A 19,703-nucleotide genomic window follows, 5' to 3' on the forward strand; every position below is an offset into this window, starting at 1 on the left:
GATTACCTACGTTCTTCGTTAACGAGTAGAAAAGATCAACGTTTTTCGCTGAAATTTTGGGTGAAAATTATGTTGAAAAGGGAACAAAACCGCATCACGGAACCAAGACCAGTTTCCCGGCCAAGGCACCGCTCTTTTGTATGGTGTTTGACTCTTGTAGTTCGTGAGCTTGTCGTGCTTCGGAAAACGGAAGCACTCGATCGATCTGAGCCTTTAGTGCTCCTGTGCGAAGCCAATGATTTAAATCGGAAGAGGCTACGGATTGTTTCTCTGGCGGTTCATTAAACATAGCAAACCCGTACAACGAACATCCCTTGACGTAGAACGGACCAACGGGGAAAGCTGGTCTCGCGTCTCGACCCGCCATGAGAATCATCCGCCCCCCCATCGCCATCGACTGCACGGCCTGATCAAAATCGGGATCTCGCAAAGTCTCCCAATAGACATTTAGGCCAGTTGGGGCCAGTTTTGTTAGTTCTTCGGTCACGTCTTGGAATCGATAATTAATGACATGATCTGCCCCAAGTTCGCGACATCGCTCTGCTTTCCGTGAGTCGCCAGCCGTCGTGATCACTGTCGCATTCATAGCTTTCGCGATCTGCAAGACCATGGCCCCGACACCTCCGCTCCCACCTCGAACAAATATGGTCTCGCCAGGTTGAAGCTGGGCTTTCGAAACTAGGCCTATGTGTGCCGTAATGCCAACCAAGGCGATTGCAGCCAAATCACGATCCGAAACATTCTCCGGAGCAGGGTAAACCCACTTGGCGTCCACGGATATCTTCTCGGCAAAAGTGCCCTGCCGGCCCATGAGGCCCTGATTTGACCCCCAAACCCGTTGCCCCTTTTGAAGTCCGCGGACCTCGTTTCCAACCTCCACAATAACACCTGCAAAATCACATCCAATTATGTAAGGCTTGGGTAAATCCCAAAAGTTTGCCCCGTTACGGATGTAAGTGTCGATCGGGTTAACGGATACTGCCGCAACCTCGATCATCACTTGGTTGGGACCACAAGTTGGCTCCGGCAAGTCGTTGTATTGGATCACATTTGGCGATCCGGTGGCTTCGATATAGACAGCTTTCATGGTTTTTCGTCGAGTAAGCTTTCGTTCCTTCGTGACCGAGTTTCGGGTATACTACCAAAAGATGGGGCTGCTTGTCTTGTCGACTCACGGATAATTCTCGAGAGGAGTTTGTTAAGGGTGTATCGAATGAATCGATTGGGAATGGTCGTACGGATCGTGGTTACCAGCCTCCTTTCTGTTTTTTTTGTTGCCCACGAAAGTAAGGAAACTTGGGCCGAATCTCCAGTCACCGTCTCCTATTTGGATGGTCGTAACGTAACCGGTTCGCTGGTGTCGCTCGGACCAACTGACGTGATTGTGGAGATCGCAGGAAAAAAAGAGACAATCAGTAACGCGGCTATCGCCAATGTGAGTTTCACCAAAAACGCCGGTTCAACTGCGGGCGACAGTCTGCAATTGGAGCTCGTCGATGGATCCAAACTCTTCGGTTCCAAGTTTCTAGGGAAAGGTAACTCGTGGAAACTCGAATCAACCGCTTTTGGCACCGTTGATATTCCCGCGACAAGCCTGCGTCACTTGCTCATAAAACAACACGTCGACAGTGCGCAAGAGTCGGAGTGGAGTGAGGCCTTGAGCGAAGAGGGAAACAACGATGCTTTAATCGTAGTGCGTGCGACCGGCGAATTGGTACGAGTCGGCGGAACCATTCGTGAAGCAAAACCCGAGCAAATCAGTTTCGATTTCGATGACCAACGACTAGACATGCCACTTGAACGACTAAAGGGATTGACTTGGTTTCAATCCGAAAAGCCACGTGCGGGCACCGCCGTTGCCGTATTGCTAACGAACAATTCGTTGTTACAGACGAATGCGATCGAACTAGCGGACAACAATTTTTCATTGACACTTCGGTCGGGTAGCAAGTTGAGTGTTCCTGCAAGCAGCATTTCGGCCATTCAGTTTTCCGCTGCCAACGTTCGCTGGATTGCGGAATTGCCTGTCCTGGAATCGGGAGTGCAAGAGCCCAGTCCTTGGGCATTTTCGCTCCCGGCTTCGAAGTCGGCGTTGCTCCCTCGTTTCGTGCGCTTTCGAACAACGATAGGCTCCACTCGTGAGATACTGCCGGTTTCGGAACAAGATCTTCTGTTCGTTGCCACTGGTCAATACGTTTTTCGAATGCCGGCAGGATTCCGGAAACTTCAAGCGACCGTGGAGCGTCCAACATTGGCTGATTTTCGCTCCGATCTATTAATTGAAGTTTGGCAGGAGGATGAAAAACTGTTCTCGAAGACTTTGACCGACTCAGAGGACTCGATGGAGGTAAACGTCGATGTCATTCCCGAGAAGAGGACCAAGCTGTCGGTGATGGCAACAGGAAAATCTCCCCTTGGGACGGAAGTTCAATGGAAGCAAGTGCGAGCGCTGCGTTAAGGGAAATACGAGCAATGATGATACAAAGTACCGTTCGGCAAAAGAATTGGAACCTCTCTGGTTTCGCAACCTATGTGTTCTCGTCGAGCGTGTCGGCAACTCTTGGTGCGTTGGCATTTCTGGCCTCTCCTCACAGCATGGCGCAGGAATCTACAGAGCAAACCATCGCTCCCCCAATCCCACCACAACAAGTTATCCAAGCTCAGCAGGCTCGGATCGAGGCCATGAAGCGAGCTGCCTACGCCACGGTGGCAGTGCATAGCAAGGATGGCGAGGGTGGTGGATCGGGTGTTTGCATATCGCCGGATGGCTATGTTCTTACAAATTTCCACGTGTCGAGTCCTTTCGGGCATCGCATGAAGTGTGGCCTCAATGATGGCAAGATGTATGACTGCGTCGTCGCAGGAATCGATCCGACAGGGGACTTGGCCGTTCTTAAAATGTATGGGAGGGATGATTTTCCTGTAGCAACCATCGGAGATAGTGATGCCGTGCGAGCTGGCCATTGGTGTTTTGCTGCTGGCAATCCGTTTGTACTGGCCACCAACCTTCAGCCAACGATAACGTTCGGCATCGTTAGCGGTGTGCGACGATATCAGTATCCGAGCGGCACATTTCTGGAATACAGCGACTGCATTCAGACCGATGCCGCGATTAACCCTGGCAATTCGGGGGGCCCGCTATTCAACATAAGAGGTGAGTTGATCGGAATAAATGGGCGGTGCTCGTTTGAAAAACGAGGTCGCGTGAATGTTGGGGTTGGGTATGCCATTTCAATCAAGCAGGCGATGAATTTTTATTGGCAGCTCCGATCAGGCCGCGTCGTCGACCATGCAACACTTGGGTTCACGGTCGCGACCGATACCAAAGGTAAAGTCACGGTCAGCAATATCCTCGAATCCAGCGATGCTTTTCGAAGAGGGATCCGTTACGGCGATGAGATACTCAGAGTGGGGGATCGCGATATAGCGACCACGAACCAGCTTAAGAATATCGTAGGCATCTACCCTGACAATTGGCGAATCCCCATCCGATATCGTAACACGGACGGTGTCGTCGATACCTTTATAAGACTCCCCAGCTTGCATCTGGCCAGTGAACTGGAAGAGATTGTGCAAGGTGAAAGTCCTCGCCCTAGGCGAGCACCTAATCCCAAACCAAAAGAGTCTCCGGACGATCCATCTGACAAAGATGCAGCAAAGAACATTGCAGTGTCCCCGACGGACATCGACCCTCTGGCGGACAAGTTCGAAGCCAGACGCGGTTTTTCCAACTACTACTTTAACCGTTTGGAGAAAGATCGAATCGTTGGAATGCTTCGGGAATACTCGAAGCCCTTTGATCCGGCAATGTCGTTTCGATGGTCGGGTACTATTCCTGCCGACGGTCAATCCTTTACAGGCGAATCCTCCGAATCAGGTGTTACGATGCGATTCGGAGATGAGGCGCAAACGCTTCAGCCCGCTCAAGGTTGGTTGCCACAAATACGTAGCAAGTCAAGCAATTGCATAGGCATGGGGCTTCGAATCTGGCACCTGTGGAACACGATTGGTCCAGACAAAATGGGGGATGCGGTTTACCTGGGAAGAAACCCGATTGTTGGCTCGGACGTATTTTATGATACGACTAGACTCACTACCGGAGAAGTCAATTGCTTGGTCTATACCAATCCTGACAACGGCTCGCTTCGGCTCATCGAGTTGTTCGCAGACAATCAATCGGATCCCGCCGAGGTTTACTTCGATTCTTACTTGAGCGAATCGGAACCAAAGGCACCTGGTGTCATCCGATTGCAATTCGGTTTGGAACTGCACACTTTAGTGCGACTCGCAGAAACCAAGATCATTGAACCAACCACGGAGGCAGGTCTGTAATGCTAAGGCGTTCTCAATGTGGTTCCTGCTTTCTTGCCGATGGCGGTTTTGCGGCGTGCAAGTTTTGGGCATGCTTATTGTCGGTGTGCTTGGTATTGGCATCTATAGTTTCAGCTCCAAGGTCCCATGCTGAAGACGCCAAAGACATACCCTACTCGGACTTGTTAACGCAGCAAGATCTACTTGTCGATCGTGTTCAAGAGAAGATGGTCAAGATCTTTGGGGCCGGAGGAGCACGCGGGCTGGAAAGTTACCAAAGTGGAATTTGGATCGGCAACGAAGGCTTGATTTTGACCAGTTGGTCCACTGTTCTGGATGTGTCCAAGTTAAGAGTGGTGGCTAGCGACGGGAGGCGTTTCGACGCGGAGATCGCGAGCTTTGACCCGGCCACGGAGTTGGCTTTGCTCAAGGTGGAGGGGGCCCAAATCAAGGGCTTCGAGCTTGATCCCAAGGTACCAGTACGAACGGGGCAACGCGTTTTTGCGGTGAGCAATCTCTTCAAGATCGCAACCGGTGACGAATATTGCAGCGTCCAACAAGGGGTTATCATGGCGATTTCGTCGTTGACGCAAAAACGGGGGACGACCAAGGAGATGTCGCTCGGCAAGGTCTACATCTTAGACGTAATGACCAATAACCCAGGTGCAACAGGCGGGGCGCTCATCGACATCCGAGGCCGTTTGATCGGGCTATTAGGAAAAGAGAGTCGAGATTCGCAAACAGGTATTTGGGTCAACTATGCTTTGCCCCTTGAGGTTGTTCAAGCTTCGATTGACCGGATGAAAGGTGGGCTGGTTGCCTCGCCAACGACGGAACTGGCCGTCGCCGAAAAACCACACAGGATTTCAGACCTCGGCGTAACGCTCATTCCTGACGTGTTACCGAAAACCCCGGTCTTTATCGACGAAATCCGTGCAGGCTCGATTGCGGAACTTTCAGGTCTCAAAGCAAACGATCTTGTACTGCTCCTGAATGACCAACGGATCGACTCACGACGAAACTTTGAACGTTTACTAAGCACGTTAAATAGGGCAGACTCGTTTGAATTGCTTGTTCAACGAGGCCAGGAATTGATTCGGATCCAAATTAGGCCATAGCCTTTCCTTCTACAGAACTTTGGAATGAGACCACATCTCTTTAAATTCACGGCCTACCATCTGGCGGTTGCACTATTGCTCGTGATGCCCCGGGGCTCGATAGCGGTCGCATGGCAATCGCTGGATGAACTGGAGGAACAAGCGTTCCAGGTCGCAGCAGACTTTGCCCAAGACTATACCGTTCAAGTCGAAGCGTTCGGCGGTCAGGAATTCGTCAATCGCCAGGCCATTGCGAGTGGTCCTTCGACGGGAACCATTCTGACACCCGACGGTTGGATCGCTTCGAGTACGTTTTACTTTCGAGGGCAACCCGCTTCGATAACGGTATTGTTGCCTAATGGAGATCGCAAACCAGCCAAGCTGGTGGCTCGCGACTACAACCGAGAAATAGCCATCCTTAAGATTGAAACCGACAAACCTCTGCGTGCCGCATTACCTAGCCGGCCGAGCGACTGGCAAATCGGGCAGTGGACCATCGCTTTGGGAAAGACATTCGATATTAGGACAGCGAGCCGCTCGGTTGGGATTCTTTCTGCGGTTGGCAGAGTCTTTGATAAAGCCATTCAGACCGACTGCAAGATCTCCCCCCAGAATTATGGCGGTCCGTTAATCAACCTCAAGGGGGAGACGCTCGGCGTGCTGACCCTGCTCAATCCCGCAATCGCGACTGAGGGAGAAGTCGAGCAATGGTACGATTCCGGAATCGGTTTCGCCATACCGCTGCAAGACATTCTCGATCGATTACCTGTATTACAATCTGGCACGGATATTTATCCCGGAAAGATCGGCGTACGAACTCAAGGCAAGGATGAGTTCAAGGAAGGGATCACGTTAATCGGCGTTAGTCCAGGTGGGCCAGCTGCTAAAGCCGGGTTGCGATCCGGTGATAAAATTCGGAAGGTCGGTCGAGATCTAGCCAACTTGAAACCTGTCGCAACTTACATGCAGTTTCGGCATGCTATAAATCCCATAGATGCGGATCAAGCAGTCGCGATCGAGGTGGACCGAGAAGGTCAGGTTGTGCAATTCGAAATGCAGATGGTCAAGGAACTGCCTGAGTATAAAGAGCCTTACTTGGGGATTGCGACTGTTAAAGAACCAGACTTTTCCGAGCGGATTTTGTACGTCGCCGAGGGCAGCCCGGCCGCCATGGCTGGAGTTTCAGCAGGTGATGTCGTTACCAAATGGTTCGGAATGCCGCTCCTGAAGGACAAAGACCTGCAACAACATCTTTGGTTTCATGACTTTCGCACTCCTGTCGAACTAACGGTCAAATCCGAAGCTGGTGAGGAACGAATCGTGTCGATCCTAGCTTCATCCCGACCAACAGGAGATTTCAGCTTCCCAGCGATTCCCTATCCAGCGAGTGAGACCACGGAGGCTGCTCCAGAAACCAATGTTCAGCAATTCCCCATGGGAGATGTCAAGAATCGTGCGTTCGCCATCGTTCCTAACACCTACAGGAGTAACATCCCTCACGGGTTGCTTGTGCTCTTTTCTGACGCAGGTCCTTCCGAACCCAAGACATGGCTGGCGCAATGGGAAAAGTTTGCGGCTGCTCACAGATGGATCGTCGTGGTTCTCCAAAGCGCTGATGAACAAGAGTGGACGTTCGAGGAGTTGGAGATCGCAGCTCGAGCGAAGGCACACGCTCTTAATAATTACACGATCGATACACGACGCACACTGGTCGGCGGTATTGCATCCGGGGCCATTTTAGGAATTGTCACTGCGGTTCAAAAACCAGGCGAATACGCAGGACTAATCGTGAGCAATGCAAAGCTTCGCGCTCGAATCCGACTTTCGCCACCTGAGCCAGGCGAGTCGTTGAAGATGTTTGTTAATGGGACCGATCCGTCGGTGAAAACATTAGCGGACTCTGCAACGAAAGCTGGCTACAGCGCGAGCTTTTATGATCAGGACTTAGAAGAGTCCAAGAACGGTGAGCCGAAGACCGATCTGGTGTTGGAGAAGCTGCAACGCTGGCTTCAATTTCAAGAAATCTTTTGAGGCAAGAGGGTCTCGTATGCCTGCTTCAACGACGATGCCCGAAACGGAAAGGATTCTTGCTCTAGACGAGTTGGGACCGCCCGAGTGCTGGCGAGCAACAGTTCATCCGCCATCTGCCCCACCATCATTCTCAACCCAAAATCAGGGGCTGGTAAACAAGCCCAGCGATTCAGCTGCCTAGCGGTTATATCCGTGAAATCGCTATTGGTGCACGGCTCAGGCGAACTGATGTTGTAAACGCCCGCGCTGCCAGCGTTTAGCGCAATATGCACAAACGCGGCTGCCGCATCGTCGATGTGGATCCAGCTCCAATATTGCTTTCCATCGCCAATTCTGCCTCCGAGTCCCAGCTTGAACAGCGGCATCATTTTGGCAAGTGCTCCTTGTAAGGGATGCAGCACCATGGCTAGCCTGCCAATGCAAACGGTACCAACATCGCTAAACAACCTTGCCGCTCCTTCCCAGTCACGACTCACTTCCTCCAGGAATGAGGCACCTCTGAAAGCAGCCGCGTCGGGATCAGAGTCGGAACAGACGGCGTCACCTCGGTCCCCATAAGCACCTATGCCAGATGCACAAACAAATTTCCTGGGAGGTCGCTTGAGTTTACGAAGCCCGTCAACTAGTGATTTTGTGCTCTCCACGCGACTCTCTTTTATCTTTTTCTTGGTAGCTGCAGTCCATCGGCTCTCCGCGATTCCGTAGCCTCCCAAGTGAATAACGGCATCGAGCCCTTCCATGAGGTCTGGGTTAGAAAACGTTCCCGACTCGAAAACAACCTCCGAGCCACATGGAATTTCTGGATCATTGCGTGTTGAGCCAGGTCTGAGGATCCTAACGACATCGATACCGCATACGGAAGCGATCGCACAGATTCTCCTGCCAATCATGCCACTAGAACCGGATACCGCGACCCGAGTCGTCTTGTTTGGCTCATGCACCGAATCCATGTATTGAGCGAAATGCAGGTCCTCCTTTGTGATTCGATGACGATACTCAAACATAGACGAAAGCTGGCGTTTAACCCAGTTTGAGGCCACATTGCTCAGTGGTGCAAGTGGCAATTGGTACTGGACAGAGTCAATCAGCCTGCACGACGACTCAGAGGTCGGTTCAAAGATGTGGTCGTGTATCCATGACTGAAACGGGCCGCTGATTTGCTCATCACGGAACCGATGGGGCGGATCGTAGACGGTATGTCTCGCCAGCCAATCTTTTTTGATGGGCCCGATTGATTGCCGAAGAATGACTTCGGCACCAACCTCGAGAGACGTGCTACGCTTTACCAAGCGGACTCTTTCCCAAGGAGGAATAAGTCGGTCAATTGCTCCCGGTCGGCAGTGGTAATTGAAGACCGACTGCTGCGAGAAGGGAAGTTCCGTGGCTTTGTTGAACACTAAATATCCGAATCAGGCAGTATAGGGGCTGCTTCAGTCATGCCTCGGAGTTTTTCCAAGGCTCGCTTTTCGAGTTGGCGAATTCTTTCCTTCGATACCCCAAGCACATCGGCAAGGCGTTGCAGCGTCTGCACTTTACGGTGTCCACCAAGAGAGAATCTCGCGCGGATGATAAACTTTTCACGTCGGTCTAAGTGATCAAGCATTAACGCCAAGCGGTTGCGGAGTGCATGCCATCTTTCCTCGCTCATGGACGATTCTTTTTGATCATCACTAAAGTCGAGACCGTTTTCGCTTAGGCTAGCGATGTTCTTCTGGCGTTCCTTTTGCTTTTCCATCACTTTACGATAAGTGTTGCGTCTCACAACCTGCGTGGCATAAGTACTGAAGCGAAAGCCCAACGCTACATCGAATTTATCGACAGCGCGGATCACTGCAACAATGCCATCGCTCAAGAGGTCATCAAATCCGTTGTGTTGATTCACGAATTTTTTGATGATGGAAATCACCAATCGCATGTTGGATTTGACGATGCAATCTCGGTGCCAATCTGCCGCTTTTACCAAACCGTCAATCCTACGAAGCAACCAATCATCCGGCTTGGAGATATCTACCAAAGAGCGGAGTTGCAACGCCTTGTACTTCAGATAATTCATGCGAAAAAAGAGTGTCTTCTCTTCTTCTGGCGTCAACAATCGCGTTTCACATAAACGGGCCAAGTGGACCGGCAGATCTGCCAACTTGGCCGATTTTTTTGCTGGTTCGGTATTCATCTCAGCGAGGAGATTCTGCCCGAGAATATCTGACTCCGCAGAGTCGATTTGGAAAGATTCAGGGGACCCGATAAACGCGATTTCCGTAGCCGCGATTCGCTTTGCCCGGAGGAATAGTTCGGCCGCGTCCCTCACTTCTGGAAAGGACATTTGAACGTACGAAACAAATGATCCTTCTAGCGTTTTGTCCGAAAAGGTGGGTGCGAGCTTTTTCTTTGCTCGGATCTTCCCCAGCCTGTTAGCTCCGCCGTCGGTTTCGGCTACGGAAACAGTTTCGCTTTTCCTGGAGCCCATCTTTTCACGAACAGTTTCGGTTTTTGTGGACTTCGCCGCACGCTTCTTTGTAACTTGAGCAACCATAATTTCCTTTACCCTAAGTCTCTTGCTGCCAATTCGTCCAAATCGTTCATATCGATCTTTATAGAACGAATTCGTGAACGATTCAAGAGGCTAGCAACCGGAATAGACGAATTTAATTCATCATTCTTTTCAAGCTTTTTGGGAAAAATCCCGTGATGCCTTGAAAAACTCCCGTGCAAGGCCCTATACTCTGAGTGGACGATTTGAACGATTTTGAAGCCGCTTAAAGGACGATTTGTACCGTGGAAGAGACTTTTACTCCTAAGCAGATAGCTCAGGCACTACAGGTGAGCGAATCATCTGTAAAGCGGTGGTGCGATCGTGGAGTGATCCAGACGCACAGAACACTGGGGGGGCATCGACGCATATCGCTCGCTCAACTGATGGAGTTTTTGGAGTCGACCAACCGCAAGGTGATCGATCCCAATGCGATTGGGACCACCGAACTGTCTCCTTCTGTTCACGAAAGCTATTCGTCCCCCGCTTCCTTGGGCACGCAGGGGTACCACCATACCAGCCCAACGGTCGAGGGGGAGGGGAAGACGCAAACATCGGAAAGTTCGCAGATAATCCCGTTCGATAACGCCACACAAGCCGCGTTGCGAGAGACTTTTTTGAGGGCCATCATTTCCGGAGATGAAAACGAGGCTCGTAAGATCGTGAGCCGTTGGTACGCGGCGGGGCACGGAATCGTGTCGGTGGCAGACCAGTTGATCGGTCCTACTTTTCGTTCCATCGGTGACTCCTGGGCATGTGGAGATATGGAGATTTATCAGGAGCGGCGAGGATGCGAGATTTGCATCCGGTTGATTCACGAACTGAGGCGGTTGCAACCAGACCCCTTGGGTTCGTCGCCTCTAGCAATGGGTGGGACGGCAAGTGGTGATCAGTACCAATTGCCGAACCTCTTGGTGGAAATGGTTTTCCGCGAAAGTGGTTGGCGATCCATAAACTTGGGAAACAACCTGCCTTTTACCAGTTTGTTGTCTGCTGCCCGAAAGCACATGCCCAAGATTTTTTGGCTCAGTGTGTCCTATGTCCCGGACGAGGAGCGATTTGTGGCTGACTGCACGCACTTTGCTCAAAGCTTGCCGAAAGGGGTGGTCTTCGTCGTCGGGGGAGGGGGAATCTATGAAGAATTGCGGCGCAGGATCGCGTATTCTTCGTACTGTGACAATATGGCACAGCTTGCTAATCTTGCGAGAACCATCAAGGCTGGTGTTGGAAGTACGTTTAAGACGATATGATCAAGACCTCGAGATTAGCCGGTGTTTACCAGGATTTTCCTGGAAAAAGACGCTTTGGCCTTTCCAAATAGCCGATGGATCGTCATGATATCGAGCTTCAAATTCACTACTTCTGTCCACGTTTTTTGTTGTAAATAGGAATCATGAGCCAAAACTTGCTCCAACTGGTAGAACAGTCGTCGCTTAAGGAAAACGTGGATGCCTTTGACATTGGTGACACCGTTGACGTTCACACCAAGATTCAAGAAGGTAACAAGGAACGAATTCAAATTTTCAATGGTACCGTGATCGCAAAGAGCGGCTCGGGTACTCGCGAAATGTTTGTGGTCCGTCGGATCGTAGCTGGCGAAGGTGTCGAGCGTAAATTCCCTCTACACTCGCCAAAGATCGAAAAGATCGAGGTCAAGCGTCGGTCGGTGGTAAGGCGTGCCAAGCTGTACTTTTTGCGAGATCGGACCGGCAAGGCTGTTCGGCTCAAGGAACGACGAGTCTAGTCGCCTGAACAAGAGCGTTGCCAACTTAAAAGCTTCAAGTGCCTTCTCCTCTCGAGAAGGCATTTTTGTTTTCTGGGGTAGCCAGCTACGCCCACCGACTGGCCTCGGCATCCGGCACATGCGATCCCAGCAAATGCAATCCAGCGAACGGTTGCTTTGTTAGCTGAACAATCTGATGTTTTCGCGATGCAAAAGACCGGTTTCCTGGTCAACTCTGGGCTAGTCGGATTTTCGTAAAGAGGTAGGGGCGAAAGGGCTGGTACTCGGTGACGGGATGTTTCTGGCGATAAAGAAAGCGCAGAAGATAAAGGCAATTAGCCAGCCTAGCACCGGATAGTAACGACTTTTGTCCGACAGCCAACATCGACGCAGTGCCATGGCCATGATAAAGACAGGCAGCCCGATAATCAGCAGCGGGTTCCAATAAACGGCGGCCAGCACATCCCCGTGTGACAAGCTTGTCATTGCTCTCGTACCGCCGCATCCAGGGCAGTGCAAGCCGGTCAGCTCATGAAGCCAACATTTGGGATACCACCAATTTGATTGAGGTGGAAACCAACGAACTATCATGAGAAGACCGGCGAACAATAGCCCGCAGACGGCAACCCATGCGAACGGTTGCTTGCGAGGTTTTGATTTGTTAGGAACGGAAGTCAATTTTCTAGAACTGGGTATTGGCCGCTGCCCCCAATACCATCAAACCGATGTACACCACTGTTCCTAGAAGCCCCAAGCCAACAGAGACGAGTGTCAAGGTTTTGGCGGTATTCGCTGCTTTTAATGCCCCCGCGTAGTCACCACTGGCGTACTTGGAATCCACCTGAGCCGCGAATACGATCGCAGCGATTCCTAGTGGCAGGCAGCAAAACAATGTCGACAAAATGGATTCTATCAACCAATTCTTAGGCTTAGGCATTGTAGGCTGCCCCGGAACGTTATGGGGCGAAGCAGAATAGGGGTTAAAATCGGTTGACATGTCAGCGGCAGCTCCTTGAGTTGCAAAAAATGGCGTAATCAGTAACCCGGCGTTGCCACTGAATATAGTCAGGCAGCGAAATAAAGGGGTCCTGGGATGGCAACCGAGAAAAAAATTTTGAAAATCAATGTTCTCCCGGTACCCATAAAATTCTCCCATAGGTAGAGGCGGGTGGCTTCACCCTCTGGACCATCGCTCTCAGCTCATTGCCAAACGCAAAGAGCTCGCAGCCTAAAGATCGGCAGCATCCTGCGTGATTCATGCCGCGAGCCAGGATTCTACAAGTCTTGTTGGTTGAATGGCAAGCGTCGCTGACCACTCGCAATGGATCTCGCGTTTTAGGTGACAATTTCAAGCACCTCTTCGACTCAGTTGGCTTTTTCGAACGATGCGAAAAAATCATCTGGTGCATCTTTTTGATTTTGCTGTTGTGGGCTGTACCGAGACTTTCGTCCTTGAATGGCCAAGAACTCATCTCCTGGTATATACATTAATATGAGGGCTTTGTTTCCTGTTTGATAGATCTCACCAATATGTGGCGGCGAGCTAGCCAGATTGCTTTTAAAACGATAACGAATCCCTTCGAGCTCCAGCTTTCGTATCGAAGCCACCTCGGTTATCTTGCCAAATTTTCGTAGGTTGTTGAGATATCCATCCAGGTCGACTATCGTTCCGGGAGGGAAGTCTCGCGTCACGATGAGGAAGCCCGACTTCGTAAATGGATTTTCGACTGCGACGGTTCTGCGATCTCCATCATTTTTCTCCATTCTACGCGATCCGTTTGCAGTGGCTTTGTAACCATCTAGCACTAACTCCGTCGAACCTCCGAAGATTATGAGGGCGACAACGAGCCCCAGGGCTGCTAAGACTCCTAGTGCTCCCACGATAGAAGCTAACACGAAACACCCTGACAAGCCGTTGCTGGAATTGCCTCGCCTTTTGGGTGGTCTATAACCGTTGGCTTTCGCCGGTCTTGTATTTGCCGACGTTCTAGCCTCCTCGCGTTGCCTTTGCTGCTCCGCATCCAAAAACTGCTCGGATGCTTCTCGCCATACGTGCCCTCCTTGTTGTGTCGCATGTGCTGACGGCATGGCAGGCGGTGGCAAGGATTCCCATGTCGACTGCGATGAGGTCGTTTTTGAGGGTAATGCAGGGCCAATATTGACGGTGAGTGGTGCCTGGCAAGACGGGCACAAAAAAGTTCCCCCTTTGGTGCCGGGAGGCAGTCGCATCGCTCCTTGGCACTTAGGACACTTGATTACTTGGCTCAAAACGAAACTCCTCTACCAGCGAACTCGATGCTTAACTCCTCAGTCTATACACGTGACTCCCAAAGAACTGACTCAAAAAGTCCGTAAAAAAAGCAGGCCCGCGAAAATTTAAGCGAGCCTGCCGATATGACTGAAAGCCAAACCGAGTCGAAATTCATCAGTCTTGTGATGAACTACGCCTCAAGGCCGATGTCTTCCGAGATATGAGCAGTCGATTCGACAATCATCTCTGGTCGTCGAGTGAAGGTTGGTAGGCCAGCACTCGCCAATACGTTGTCGAGAGCATCCTGGCTCTTTGCAACGATCGAGTCACGAGTCATGTTCTCAAAGTTGCTCGCATGAGCGAAGGAAGTAATCGGGCCTTCGTATCCGGCTTTGCTGAGCATGGAAACAAAGCGGACATTGTCAATCACGCCGGTTGTCCCAGGCATTTGACGCATCTTGAGGCTGGCGTCTTCCAAGGTAGGAAGCGTTTCAGCATCCACCAACCTAAGTGCCGCTACACGGTTGCCAGGAATCGTTGCCAACTGATCAAAGGTTCCACCGCCAACCGTCCAATTGAAAGTATCGATGACAAGTCCAACGCTTTCCGATGTGCAGCCCTTGAAAAATGCAAGGAAGCTCTCCACGTCCTGGACAAACTTGAACTGGCGATCTTCCCGGCTCTCTTGAGCGGCCGAGAAATAAAGACCGAGGAGCACATTGTTCTTTTCGAAAATGGCGGCAATCTGCTCAACCCGTTTGCGAAGAACTTCAAAGTACTCATGAAAAGGAAGCCGATCGGTGGCAGCTGGTAACCTCAGAAAACCAGCCCTTGCCCCAACCTTACCAGCGATTTCTACCGTCAAATGCAGGGATGCCAGAGACTTTGCAAAGGATCCGTCGTCCGTGTCCAAATCGATCGGGGTTTCAAAGCCACTGACATGCATTTTCGAGCTTAGCAAGTATCGCGACGCCTTATCGAACTCACTGCGTTGAGTTCGTTTCACTAGATCAACAATGTCGATGTCCAGGCCTTTGAACCCGTAGGTCATTGCCAGCTCAATCAATTCGCTCTGCCGCCCAGAAACTCCCAGAACGGTCGCGTTTAAGTTTTTGTACATTGCATACCTCTCATCATTAAATTGAGCCAAAGGAAGAAAGTTAACCTTTAGCTGCCAACACGTTGTCATGGCGGTGGCGTAACCTCCATGGTCATTAATATCCCCTTGCAACCCCACCGTTCGGGTGGGTTACCGCTGCGAGAGTTCTTCATCCATTTTTCAAAGTATCTCAGAAAGAGAAAATCTTCCAAGTCGAAACATCGATTTGGGGCCCATTCGCCGCACCTACCACCGTGAAAAGAGACGCAGCGTGTTGTCTCTTGCTAAAGCCCTAAATTCTTGCAGGCTCATATTTTGCGCTTTCGCTACGATTTGTGCCGTCTGCACAACACGGCACGGTTCATTCGGGCGTTTGCCTCGAAAGGGCTCGGGCGAGAGGTAGGGGGAATCCGTCTCGACAAGCAGCCGGTCGGAGGGGAGTTTCGATGCCACAGTCCTCAATTCCACTGACTTTTTAAAGGTCACCATCCCGGCGAAACTGATATAAAGTCCCAATTCCACGCACTCTAGAGCGGCGTCTAAACTGCCGGTAAACGAGTGCATCACCCCTCTAAGCTCACCGTTCCGCCTCTCTTCACGCAGCACCTGTAGCATTTCCGGTTCGCAATCTCTCATGTGAATGATCACCGGCAATCCACTGGAACGACTCAAGCACCAGTGGGCCCTAAAGTTTTCAAGCTGCCGCTCAAAGGGGCAGTCATCCCAGTACAAATCCAAACCGGTCTCTCCAATCGCCACAATGCGGGAATGCTCAGAGAGTTCCTGGATCGACCGCCAGTCCGACTCGCATGCCTGATGAGCATAGTTGGGATGGATCCCCGCTGAAGCTCGCAGCATCGGGTATCTTTCCGCCAACTCCACGGAACCTTTCGAGGTTGCTCCATCCACCGCGACACACAGAATTCCCTCGAGATCTGCAGCTTGAGCTCTGGCGAGTACGTCGTCCAATTGCTCTAGCAAACTCGGGTCGTTGAGGTGTGCGTGGGTATCGATCCAGCCCATTTAGAACTCCTCTGCTCGGCTTATCCAATCAACGGTCCAATCAGAATTGGCTAAAGAATAAGCGTGTCAAGTGATAGAATATGGGAGCTGAAAAGCAAAGTGTGTCGATTCGATCAAGCACTCCGGCGTGCCCCACCACGAGCGATCCATAGTCGTGAACCCCGCGATCCCGTTTTATGGCACTCATCGTAATGCCGCCTGCAAAGCCCATGAATGCTACAGTGATCGATATTGCCGCTGCCTCCCAAGGAGAAAACGGGGTTACCCAAAACAGCAATGCGCCAACCACACCTGTCGACAAAGCGCCGCCAACTAGCCCCTCCCAAGTCCGAGAACTGCTGACATCCCTGGCGATGATCTTGGTCCCGTGGATATGGTTCCAAGCCCACGAGAAAACATCTGATATCTGAGTAATAAACACGAAAAAGAACAAAAGGCCTGCATTGCTGCCTTGCCAAGACGTTCCCGCGGTCGTTTTCAGTCGCAAGTCGAGCAAAGCTGGTGCAAACGACAAACAATAGACGCACACCAATAGACCCGCTTGAATTTGAGCAGACCGCTCCAGGAAACGCTTGTGATCCCCAGCAATTGCGATGCGGGCTGGAATAAACAACGAGGCGTAAACCGGGATCATAATACTGTAAATTCCGTACAAATCCGCCCCAGAAACCCATCGGGTATGGGATAAACCAATCAGTACGTACTGGAGCGGCGTAAAGCATACCAAGCTCCAGAACAAAGCTCGATGGTCCCCCCGTCTCGTCGGGGTCATTGTGATAAACTCTCGGAACGCCCACCAGGAAACCATTCCGAAAAGAAATATCGTGCCGGCTCGGTGAAACAAAAGCCCTACGATCAGAATCCCAAACATGAGCCACCATGCCCAAAGTCGATGCACAAATCGCCTCACCAAAGCAGGATTGATAAAGGTCGACTGCTGCTTTGTTAAATAATGGGTGATCGATGACGCAATCCCTAGAATCACCAAGACGATCGACGCCATGATAAGCCAATCAAGTGGCCCGGCAGACTCTCCCGCCCGCGTCGCAGACTCCACAAGTTGCCCAACCGGCTTCCCCAAGCTGGGGGCAACGTCGGCGACATCTGGGGCATTGCTGAAATCGACAGCATTGCTCGAATTGACGGCTTCCCCTGCACCGGTCCCTTCGGCAACGCTCCCTTCGATGTCGCTGCCGGTCTGGGCTAAAAAGAGATTTGGAATTAGCATCTGTTCCTGCTGAATGCGGTTCTTATCTTAATGGCCGCTATGGTAACAGGAAATCCGCACCTGCCGAGACGTTTCCGAGAACTTTCCCGTCCCCTAAACCCGCTACCGAGTAACTGTTTTATGCGCATTCGACTGGGAACCCGCCAAAGTCCTCTCGCGATGTGGCAAGCCAACCACATTACAGCCCTCCTCCAGAACGCGGGGCACGACGTGGAAATCGTGAAGATCGTAACGACCGGCGACGTTTCAACCCTCCCGCTCGGATCCGGAGGTGGCGTGGGACTATTCACCAAGGAAATCCAGAAAGCCCTCCTGGATCAGCGTTGCGATTTAGCAGTCCATAGTCTCAAGGATCTGCCCACGGAACCGGTCCCGGGATTACATCTGGCCGCCGTACCGGAACGAGAACGGGCGTCGGATTGCTTCCTTTCCAAAGCCTATGCAAATCTTAGCGATTTGCCCTCGCAAGCCACCATCGGTACCGGCTCGCCTCGCCGACGAGCGCAAATCCTGCGGTTGCGTCCCGATCTGAAAGTGGTTGAGATTCGCGGAAACGTGGATACTCGCCTCAAAAAACTAGATTCGGGAGAGTATGACGGGGTCGTCTTGGCCTTTGCGGGCTTGCATCGCCTGGGGTTGATCGAGCACGTTAGCCACGAGTTCAGTTATGAAGAGATGCTGCCAGCAGTTGGGCAGGCTGCTTTGGGACTGGAGACTCGTGCTGATGATGTCGAGACCATCGCCGCGATCGCTTCGATCAATCATCCGACGACCCAGCTTTGCGTTTCCATCGAGCGGTCTATTCTGCGAACGATGCGGGCCGGTTGTTTGGCCCCTTTGGCTGTTCATGCTGCGTTTGAGGCGGACCGGGTTCGCGCTTCCTGCCGTGTCTTTTCGAGTGACTTTTCGGAAATGATCGAACAACATTGGGCTTGGCCTGTCAGTGAGGTGACCACCGTGGAGCAAGCAGTTCAAAAGGGAGTTGATGCATCTAAAGATCTTTCCGAGCTGGGTGCTGATGAACTGATTCATCCGTCCGAATCATAATCCTCAGTGTTTTCATACCCTGTTAGCAACTGATTTTTCATTTGTCTGGACAATCACTTAAAGGGGTGTATGTTTGTGCTCGATGGAGGAAAAAACGCACGGTTCCAACTCCAGTCGAACTGTGTTTTTCCCACCACCCATGTTTCGGAGGATACGATTATGAGAGTTAAGTTACTTAAAGGAGCAATGGTATTGGCTTCGGTCGTAGCAGCCATGGCGACCTCGTCTCAAGCCGATGCAGCTCAGCACACCCAAATCGTTAACGGCAGAGAAGTGGTTGTGCATACCAATCCCATTCCAGTAGTTCTGCACAGGCTAGTTCCTCCTCAGCATGGGCGACATGTCACTGCGAGGGAAATCAATTCAGGCAATGTCCCTACGACGGGACGTGTTTTCGGACAGCGTAGAAAGTAACCAGTAGAAAGTAACACACGTGGAGATTTGGCCAGCTATCGACTTGCTCGGAGGAAATTGTGTTCGTCTCCAACAGGGGGACTATAACCGCGACACGGTTTTCTCAGATGATCCAGGAGCAACAGCCGGCCAGTGGTTCCGTGCGGGTGCAGAATGCCTTCACTGTGTCGATTTGGATGGAGCCAAGTCGGGGAGCATTGTAAATGAGGCTGCGATTCGAGCTATCGTTGCAGCCGCTGAGGGACGCCCCGTCCAATTGGGAGGTGGAGTCCGGAACCAAGCGACTATCGAACGTCTCCTTGGATTAGGAGTTGCTCGATTGGTGGCTGGAACTGCTGCGCTGAAAGATCCTGAATGGTTCGCCAGTATGTGTGAGCAATTCCCAGGGCATATGGTTCTGGGGCTGGACGCATGGAACGGTAAAGTCGCCACTGAGGGGTGGTTGAAAACCTCGGAGACTTCGGCATCTGACCTGGTCCAGCAAATTGGAAGCCTCACGCAGAAGTGCGTTGCGGTTGTCTACACTGACATTGCTAAAGACGGCATGCTCGAGGGACCGAATTTCAATTCGCTGGCTGATTTAGAATCCGCAAGCCCCTTTCCTGTTATTTGCTCCGGGGGAGTGACGACGATCGAGGATATCCAGCGGCTAGTGAATCAAGGGACCCATGGAGCTATCGTCGGCCGAGCTCTCTACGAAGGCCGACTCAATCTACCTGAAGTGCTCAAGGCTGCTCGCTTACGCTGCAAATTATAGATCGACCGGTCGCGACGTGCTAGTTACCTGCGGATTCCTCGGGGAGCGAAATGCTGTCTCAGAATACTTGCTCCATACCTTTTTCTGCCAATACGACAGCCAAATCCGCGTGGAAAAGCTAGCACGGATGTCCCGGCTTTACCCCTCTGGCCGTTTTGCTTCAGAACCGATGTTTTTTTTGACGATGGATTCGAA

Annotated in this window: 18 protein-coding genes; 9 read left to right on the plus strand and 9 right to left on the minus strand. The window is 51.6% G+C overall.

Annotated elements, in window-relative coordinates; genetic code table 11:
* Positions 1–94 precede the first annotated feature (94 nt).
* Positions 95–1,087 carry an NADPH:quinone reductase gene (locus tag SH449x_RS26540; RefSeq protein ID WP_482379100.1) on the minus strand — a complete coding sequence of 331 codons (993 nt, stop codon included), beginning with the start codon at positions 1,085–1,087 and terminating at the stop codon, positions 95–97.
* 126 nt (positions 1,088–1,213) lie between these two features.
* Here SH449x_RS26540 and SH449x_RS26545 point away from each other — a divergent pair, with 126 nt between their 5' ends.
* From SH449x_RS26545 to SH449x_RS26560, 4 genes are read left to right on the plus strand one after another with little or no spacing between them, the layout of a single operon-like run.
* Complete coding sequence (locus SH449x_RS26545; RefSeq protein ID WP_482379101.1) at positions 1,214–2,458, plus strand: hypothetical protein; 1,245 nt, start codon at positions 1,214–1,216, stop codon at positions 2,456–2,458.
* A 14-nt stretch (positions 2,459–2,472) separates the two neighbouring features.
* On the plus strand, positions 2,473–4,332 hold the full coding sequence (locus SH449x_RS26550) for a S1C family serine protease (protein WP_482379102.1): 1,860 nt from the start codon (positions 2,473–2,475) through the stop codon (positions 4,330–4,332).
* Complete coding sequence (locus tag SH449x_RS26555) at positions 4,332–5,429, plus strand: S1C family serine protease (RefSeq protein ID WP_482379103.1); 1,098 nt, start codon at positions 4,332–4,334, stop codon at positions 5,427–5,429. The genes SH449x_RS26550 and SH449x_RS26555 overlap by 1 nt, the downstream gene beginning before the upstream one ends.
* Before the next feature lie 24 nt (positions 5,430–5,453).
* A complete protein-coding gene (locus tag SH449x_RS26560) occupies positions 5,454–7,439 on the plus strand; it encodes a S1C family serine protease (protein ID WP_482379104.1) in 1,986 nt (661 codons plus the stop codon).
* Here the strand turns inward: SH449x_RS26560 and SH449x_RS26565 are convergent.
* Complete coding sequence (locus SH449x_RS26565) at positions 7,424–8,836, minus strand: TIGR01777 family oxidoreductase (RefSeq protein WP_482379105.1); 1,413 nt, start codon at positions 8,834–8,836, stop codon at positions 7,424–7,426. The two genes, SH449x_RS26560 and SH449x_RS26565, sit on opposite strands and share 16 nt — an antisense overlap.
* Positions 8,836–9,969 carry a sigma-70 family RNA polymerase sigma factor gene (locus SH449x_RS26570; RefSeq protein ID WP_482379106.1) on the minus strand — a complete coding sequence of 378 codons (1,134 nt, stop codon included), beginning with the start codon at positions 9,967–9,969 and terminating at the stop codon, positions 8,836–8,838. The genes SH449x_RS26565 and SH449x_RS26570 overlap by 1 nt, the downstream gene beginning before the upstream one ends.
* A gap of 242 nt (positions 9,970–10,211) precedes the next feature.
* On the opposite strand from SH449x_RS26570, the gene SH449x_RS26575 reads away from it, so the two are divergent.
* Together SH449x_RS26575 and rplS are read left to right on the plus strand one after the other, a co-directional pair.
* A complete protein-coding gene (locus SH449x_RS26575; RefSeq protein WP_482379107.1) occupies positions 10,212–11,216 on the plus strand; it encodes a helix-turn-helix domain-containing protein in 1,005 nt (334 codons plus the stop codon).
* A 143-nt stretch (positions 11,217–11,359) separates the two neighbouring features.
* A complete protein-coding gene (gene rplS / locus SH449x_RS26580; RefSeq protein ID WP_482379108.1) occupies positions 11,360–11,710 on the plus strand; it encodes a 50S ribosomal protein L19 in 351 nt (116 codons plus the stop codon).
* 219 nt (positions 11,711–11,929) lie between these two features.
* On the opposite strand, the gene SH449x_RS26585 is transcribed toward rplS, so the two are convergent.
* The 6 genes from SH449x_RS26585 to SH449x_RS26610 form a co-directional block, all read right to left on the minus strand.
* Positions 11,930–12,280 (minus strand): DUF2752 domain-containing protein, encoded by a 351-nt coding sequence (locus tag SH449x_RS26585; protein WP_482381856.1) that lies wholly within the window; start codon positions 12,278–12,280, stop codon positions 11,930–11,932.
* A 91-nt stretch (positions 12,281–12,371) separates the two neighbouring features.
* A complete protein-coding gene (locus tag SH449x_RS26590; protein ID WP_482379109.1) occupies positions 12,372–12,686 on the minus strand; it encodes a CD225/dispanin family protein in 315 nt (104 codons plus the stop codon).
* A 368-nt stretch (positions 12,687–13,054) separates the two neighbouring features.
* The gene (locus tag SH449x_RS26595) at positions 13,055–13,957 is read right to left on the minus strand and encodes a hypothetical protein (RefSeq protein ID WP_482379110.1); all 903 of its coding nucleotides are present in this window, start codon (positions 13,955–13,957) and stop codon (positions 13,055–13,057) included.
* A gap of 173 nt (positions 13,958–14,130) precedes the next feature.
* Complete coding sequence (locus tag SH449x_RS26600; RefSeq protein WP_482379111.1) at positions 14,131–15,060, minus strand: sugar phosphate isomerase/epimerase family protein; 930 nt, start codon at positions 15,058–15,060, stop codon at positions 14,131–14,133.
* A 225-nt stretch (positions 15,061–15,285) separates the two neighbouring features.
* On the minus strand, positions 15,286–16,062 hold the full coding sequence (locus SH449x_RS26605; RefSeq protein ID WP_482379112.1) for a TatD family hydrolase: 777 nt from the start codon (positions 16,060–16,062) through the stop codon (positions 15,286–15,288).
* 40 nt (positions 16,063–16,102) lie between these two features.
* Entirely contained in the window at positions 16,103–17,290 is a 1,188-nt protein-coding gene (locus SH449x_RS26610; RefSeq protein WP_482379113.1) for a phosphatidate cytidylyltransferase, read from the minus strand.
* A gap of 120 nt (positions 17,291–17,410) precedes the next feature.
* Here SH449x_RS26610 and hemC point away from each other — a divergent pair, with 120 nt between their 5' ends.
* The 3 genes from hemC (at position 17,411) to hisA (ending at position 19,508) form a co-directional block, all read left to right on the plus strand.
* The gene (hemC, locus tag SH449x_RS26615) at positions 17,411–18,337 is read left to right on the plus strand and encodes a hydroxymethylbilane synthase (RefSeq protein WP_482379114.1); all 927 of its coding nucleotides are present in this window, start codon (positions 17,411–17,413) and stop codon (positions 18,335–18,337) included.
* A 159-nt stretch (positions 18,338–18,496) separates the two neighbouring features.
* Positions 18,497–18,751, plus strand: a complete 255-nt coding sequence (locus SH449x_RS26620; protein WP_482379115.1) for a hypothetical protein — start codon at positions 18,497–18,499, stop codon at positions 18,749–18,751.
* A 19-nt stretch (positions 18,752–18,770) separates the two neighbouring features.
* Positions 18,771–19,508, plus strand: a complete 738-nt coding sequence (gene hisA / locus SH449x_RS26625; RefSeq protein WP_482379116.1) for a 1-(5-phosphoribosyl)-5-[(5-phosphoribosylamino)methylideneamino]imidazole-4-carboxamide isomerase — start codon at positions 18,771–18,773, stop codon at positions 19,506–19,508.
* Positions 19,509–19,703: the final 195 nt, after the last annotated feature.

Source organism: Brakhagea baltica (assembly GCF_052161605.1).
Taxonomy (GTDB): Bacteria; Planctomycetota; Planctomycetia; order Pirellulales; family Pirellulaceae; genus JBKCUI01.

Bases quoted from the DNA above. Each gene is read 5' to 3' on its own strand.
- SH449x_RS26555 (WP_482379103.1), top strand. From the start codon at position 4,332: ATGCTAAGGCGTTCTCAATGTGGTTCCTGCTTTCTTGCCGATGGCGGT.
- SH449x_RS26610 (WP_482379113.1), bottom strand. From the start codon at position 17,290: ATGCTAATTCCAAATCTCTTTTTAGCCCAGACCGGCAGCGACATCGAA.
- SH449x_RS26540 (WP_482379100.1), bottom strand. From the start codon at position 1,087: ATGAAAGCTGTCTATATCGAAGCCACCGGATCGCCAAATGTGATCCAA.
- SH449x_RS26590 (WP_482379109.1), bottom strand. From the start codon at position 12,686: ATGTCAACCGATTTTAACCCCTATTCTGCTTCGCCCCATAACGTTCCG.
- rplS (WP_482379108.1), top strand. From the start codon at position 11,360: ATGAGCCAAAACTTGCTCCAACTGGTAGAACAGTCGTCGCTTAAGGAA.
- SH449x_RS26570 (WP_482379106.1), bottom strand. From the start codon at position 9,969: ATGGTTGCTCAAGTTACAAAGAAGCGTGCGGCGAAGTCCACAAAAACC.
- SH449x_RS26605 (WP_482379112.1), bottom strand. From the start codon at position 16,062: ATGGGCTGGATCGATACCCACGCACACCTCAACGACCCGAGTTTGCTA.
- SH449x_RS26600 (WP_482379111.1), bottom strand. From the start codon at position 15,060: ATGTACAAAAACTTAAACGCGACCGTTCTGGGAGTTTCTGGGCGGCAG.
- SH449x_RS26585 (WP_482381856.1), bottom strand. From the start codon at position 12,280: ATGATAGTTCGTTGGTTTCCACCTCAATCAAATTGGTGGTATCCCAAA.
- SH449x_RS26545 (WP_482379101.1), top strand. From the start codon at position 1,214: ATGAATCGATTGGGAATGGTCGTACGGATCGTGGTTACCAGCCTCCTT.
- SH449x_RS26620 (WP_482379115.1), top strand. From the start codon at position 18,497: ATGAGAGTTAAGTTACTTAAAGGAGCAATGGTATTGGCTTCGGTCGTA.
- SH449x_RS26560 (WP_482379104.1), top strand. From the start codon at position 5,454: ATGAGACCACATCTCTTTAAATTCACGGCCTACCATCTGGCGGTTGCA.
- hemC (WP_482379114.1), top strand. From the start codon at position 17,411: ATGCGCATTCGACTGGGAACCCGCCAAAGTCCTCTCGCGATGTGGCAA.
- SH449x_RS26550 (WP_482379102.1), top strand. From the start codon at position 2,473: ATGATGATACAAAGTACCGTTCGGCAAAAGAATTGGAACCTCTCTGGT.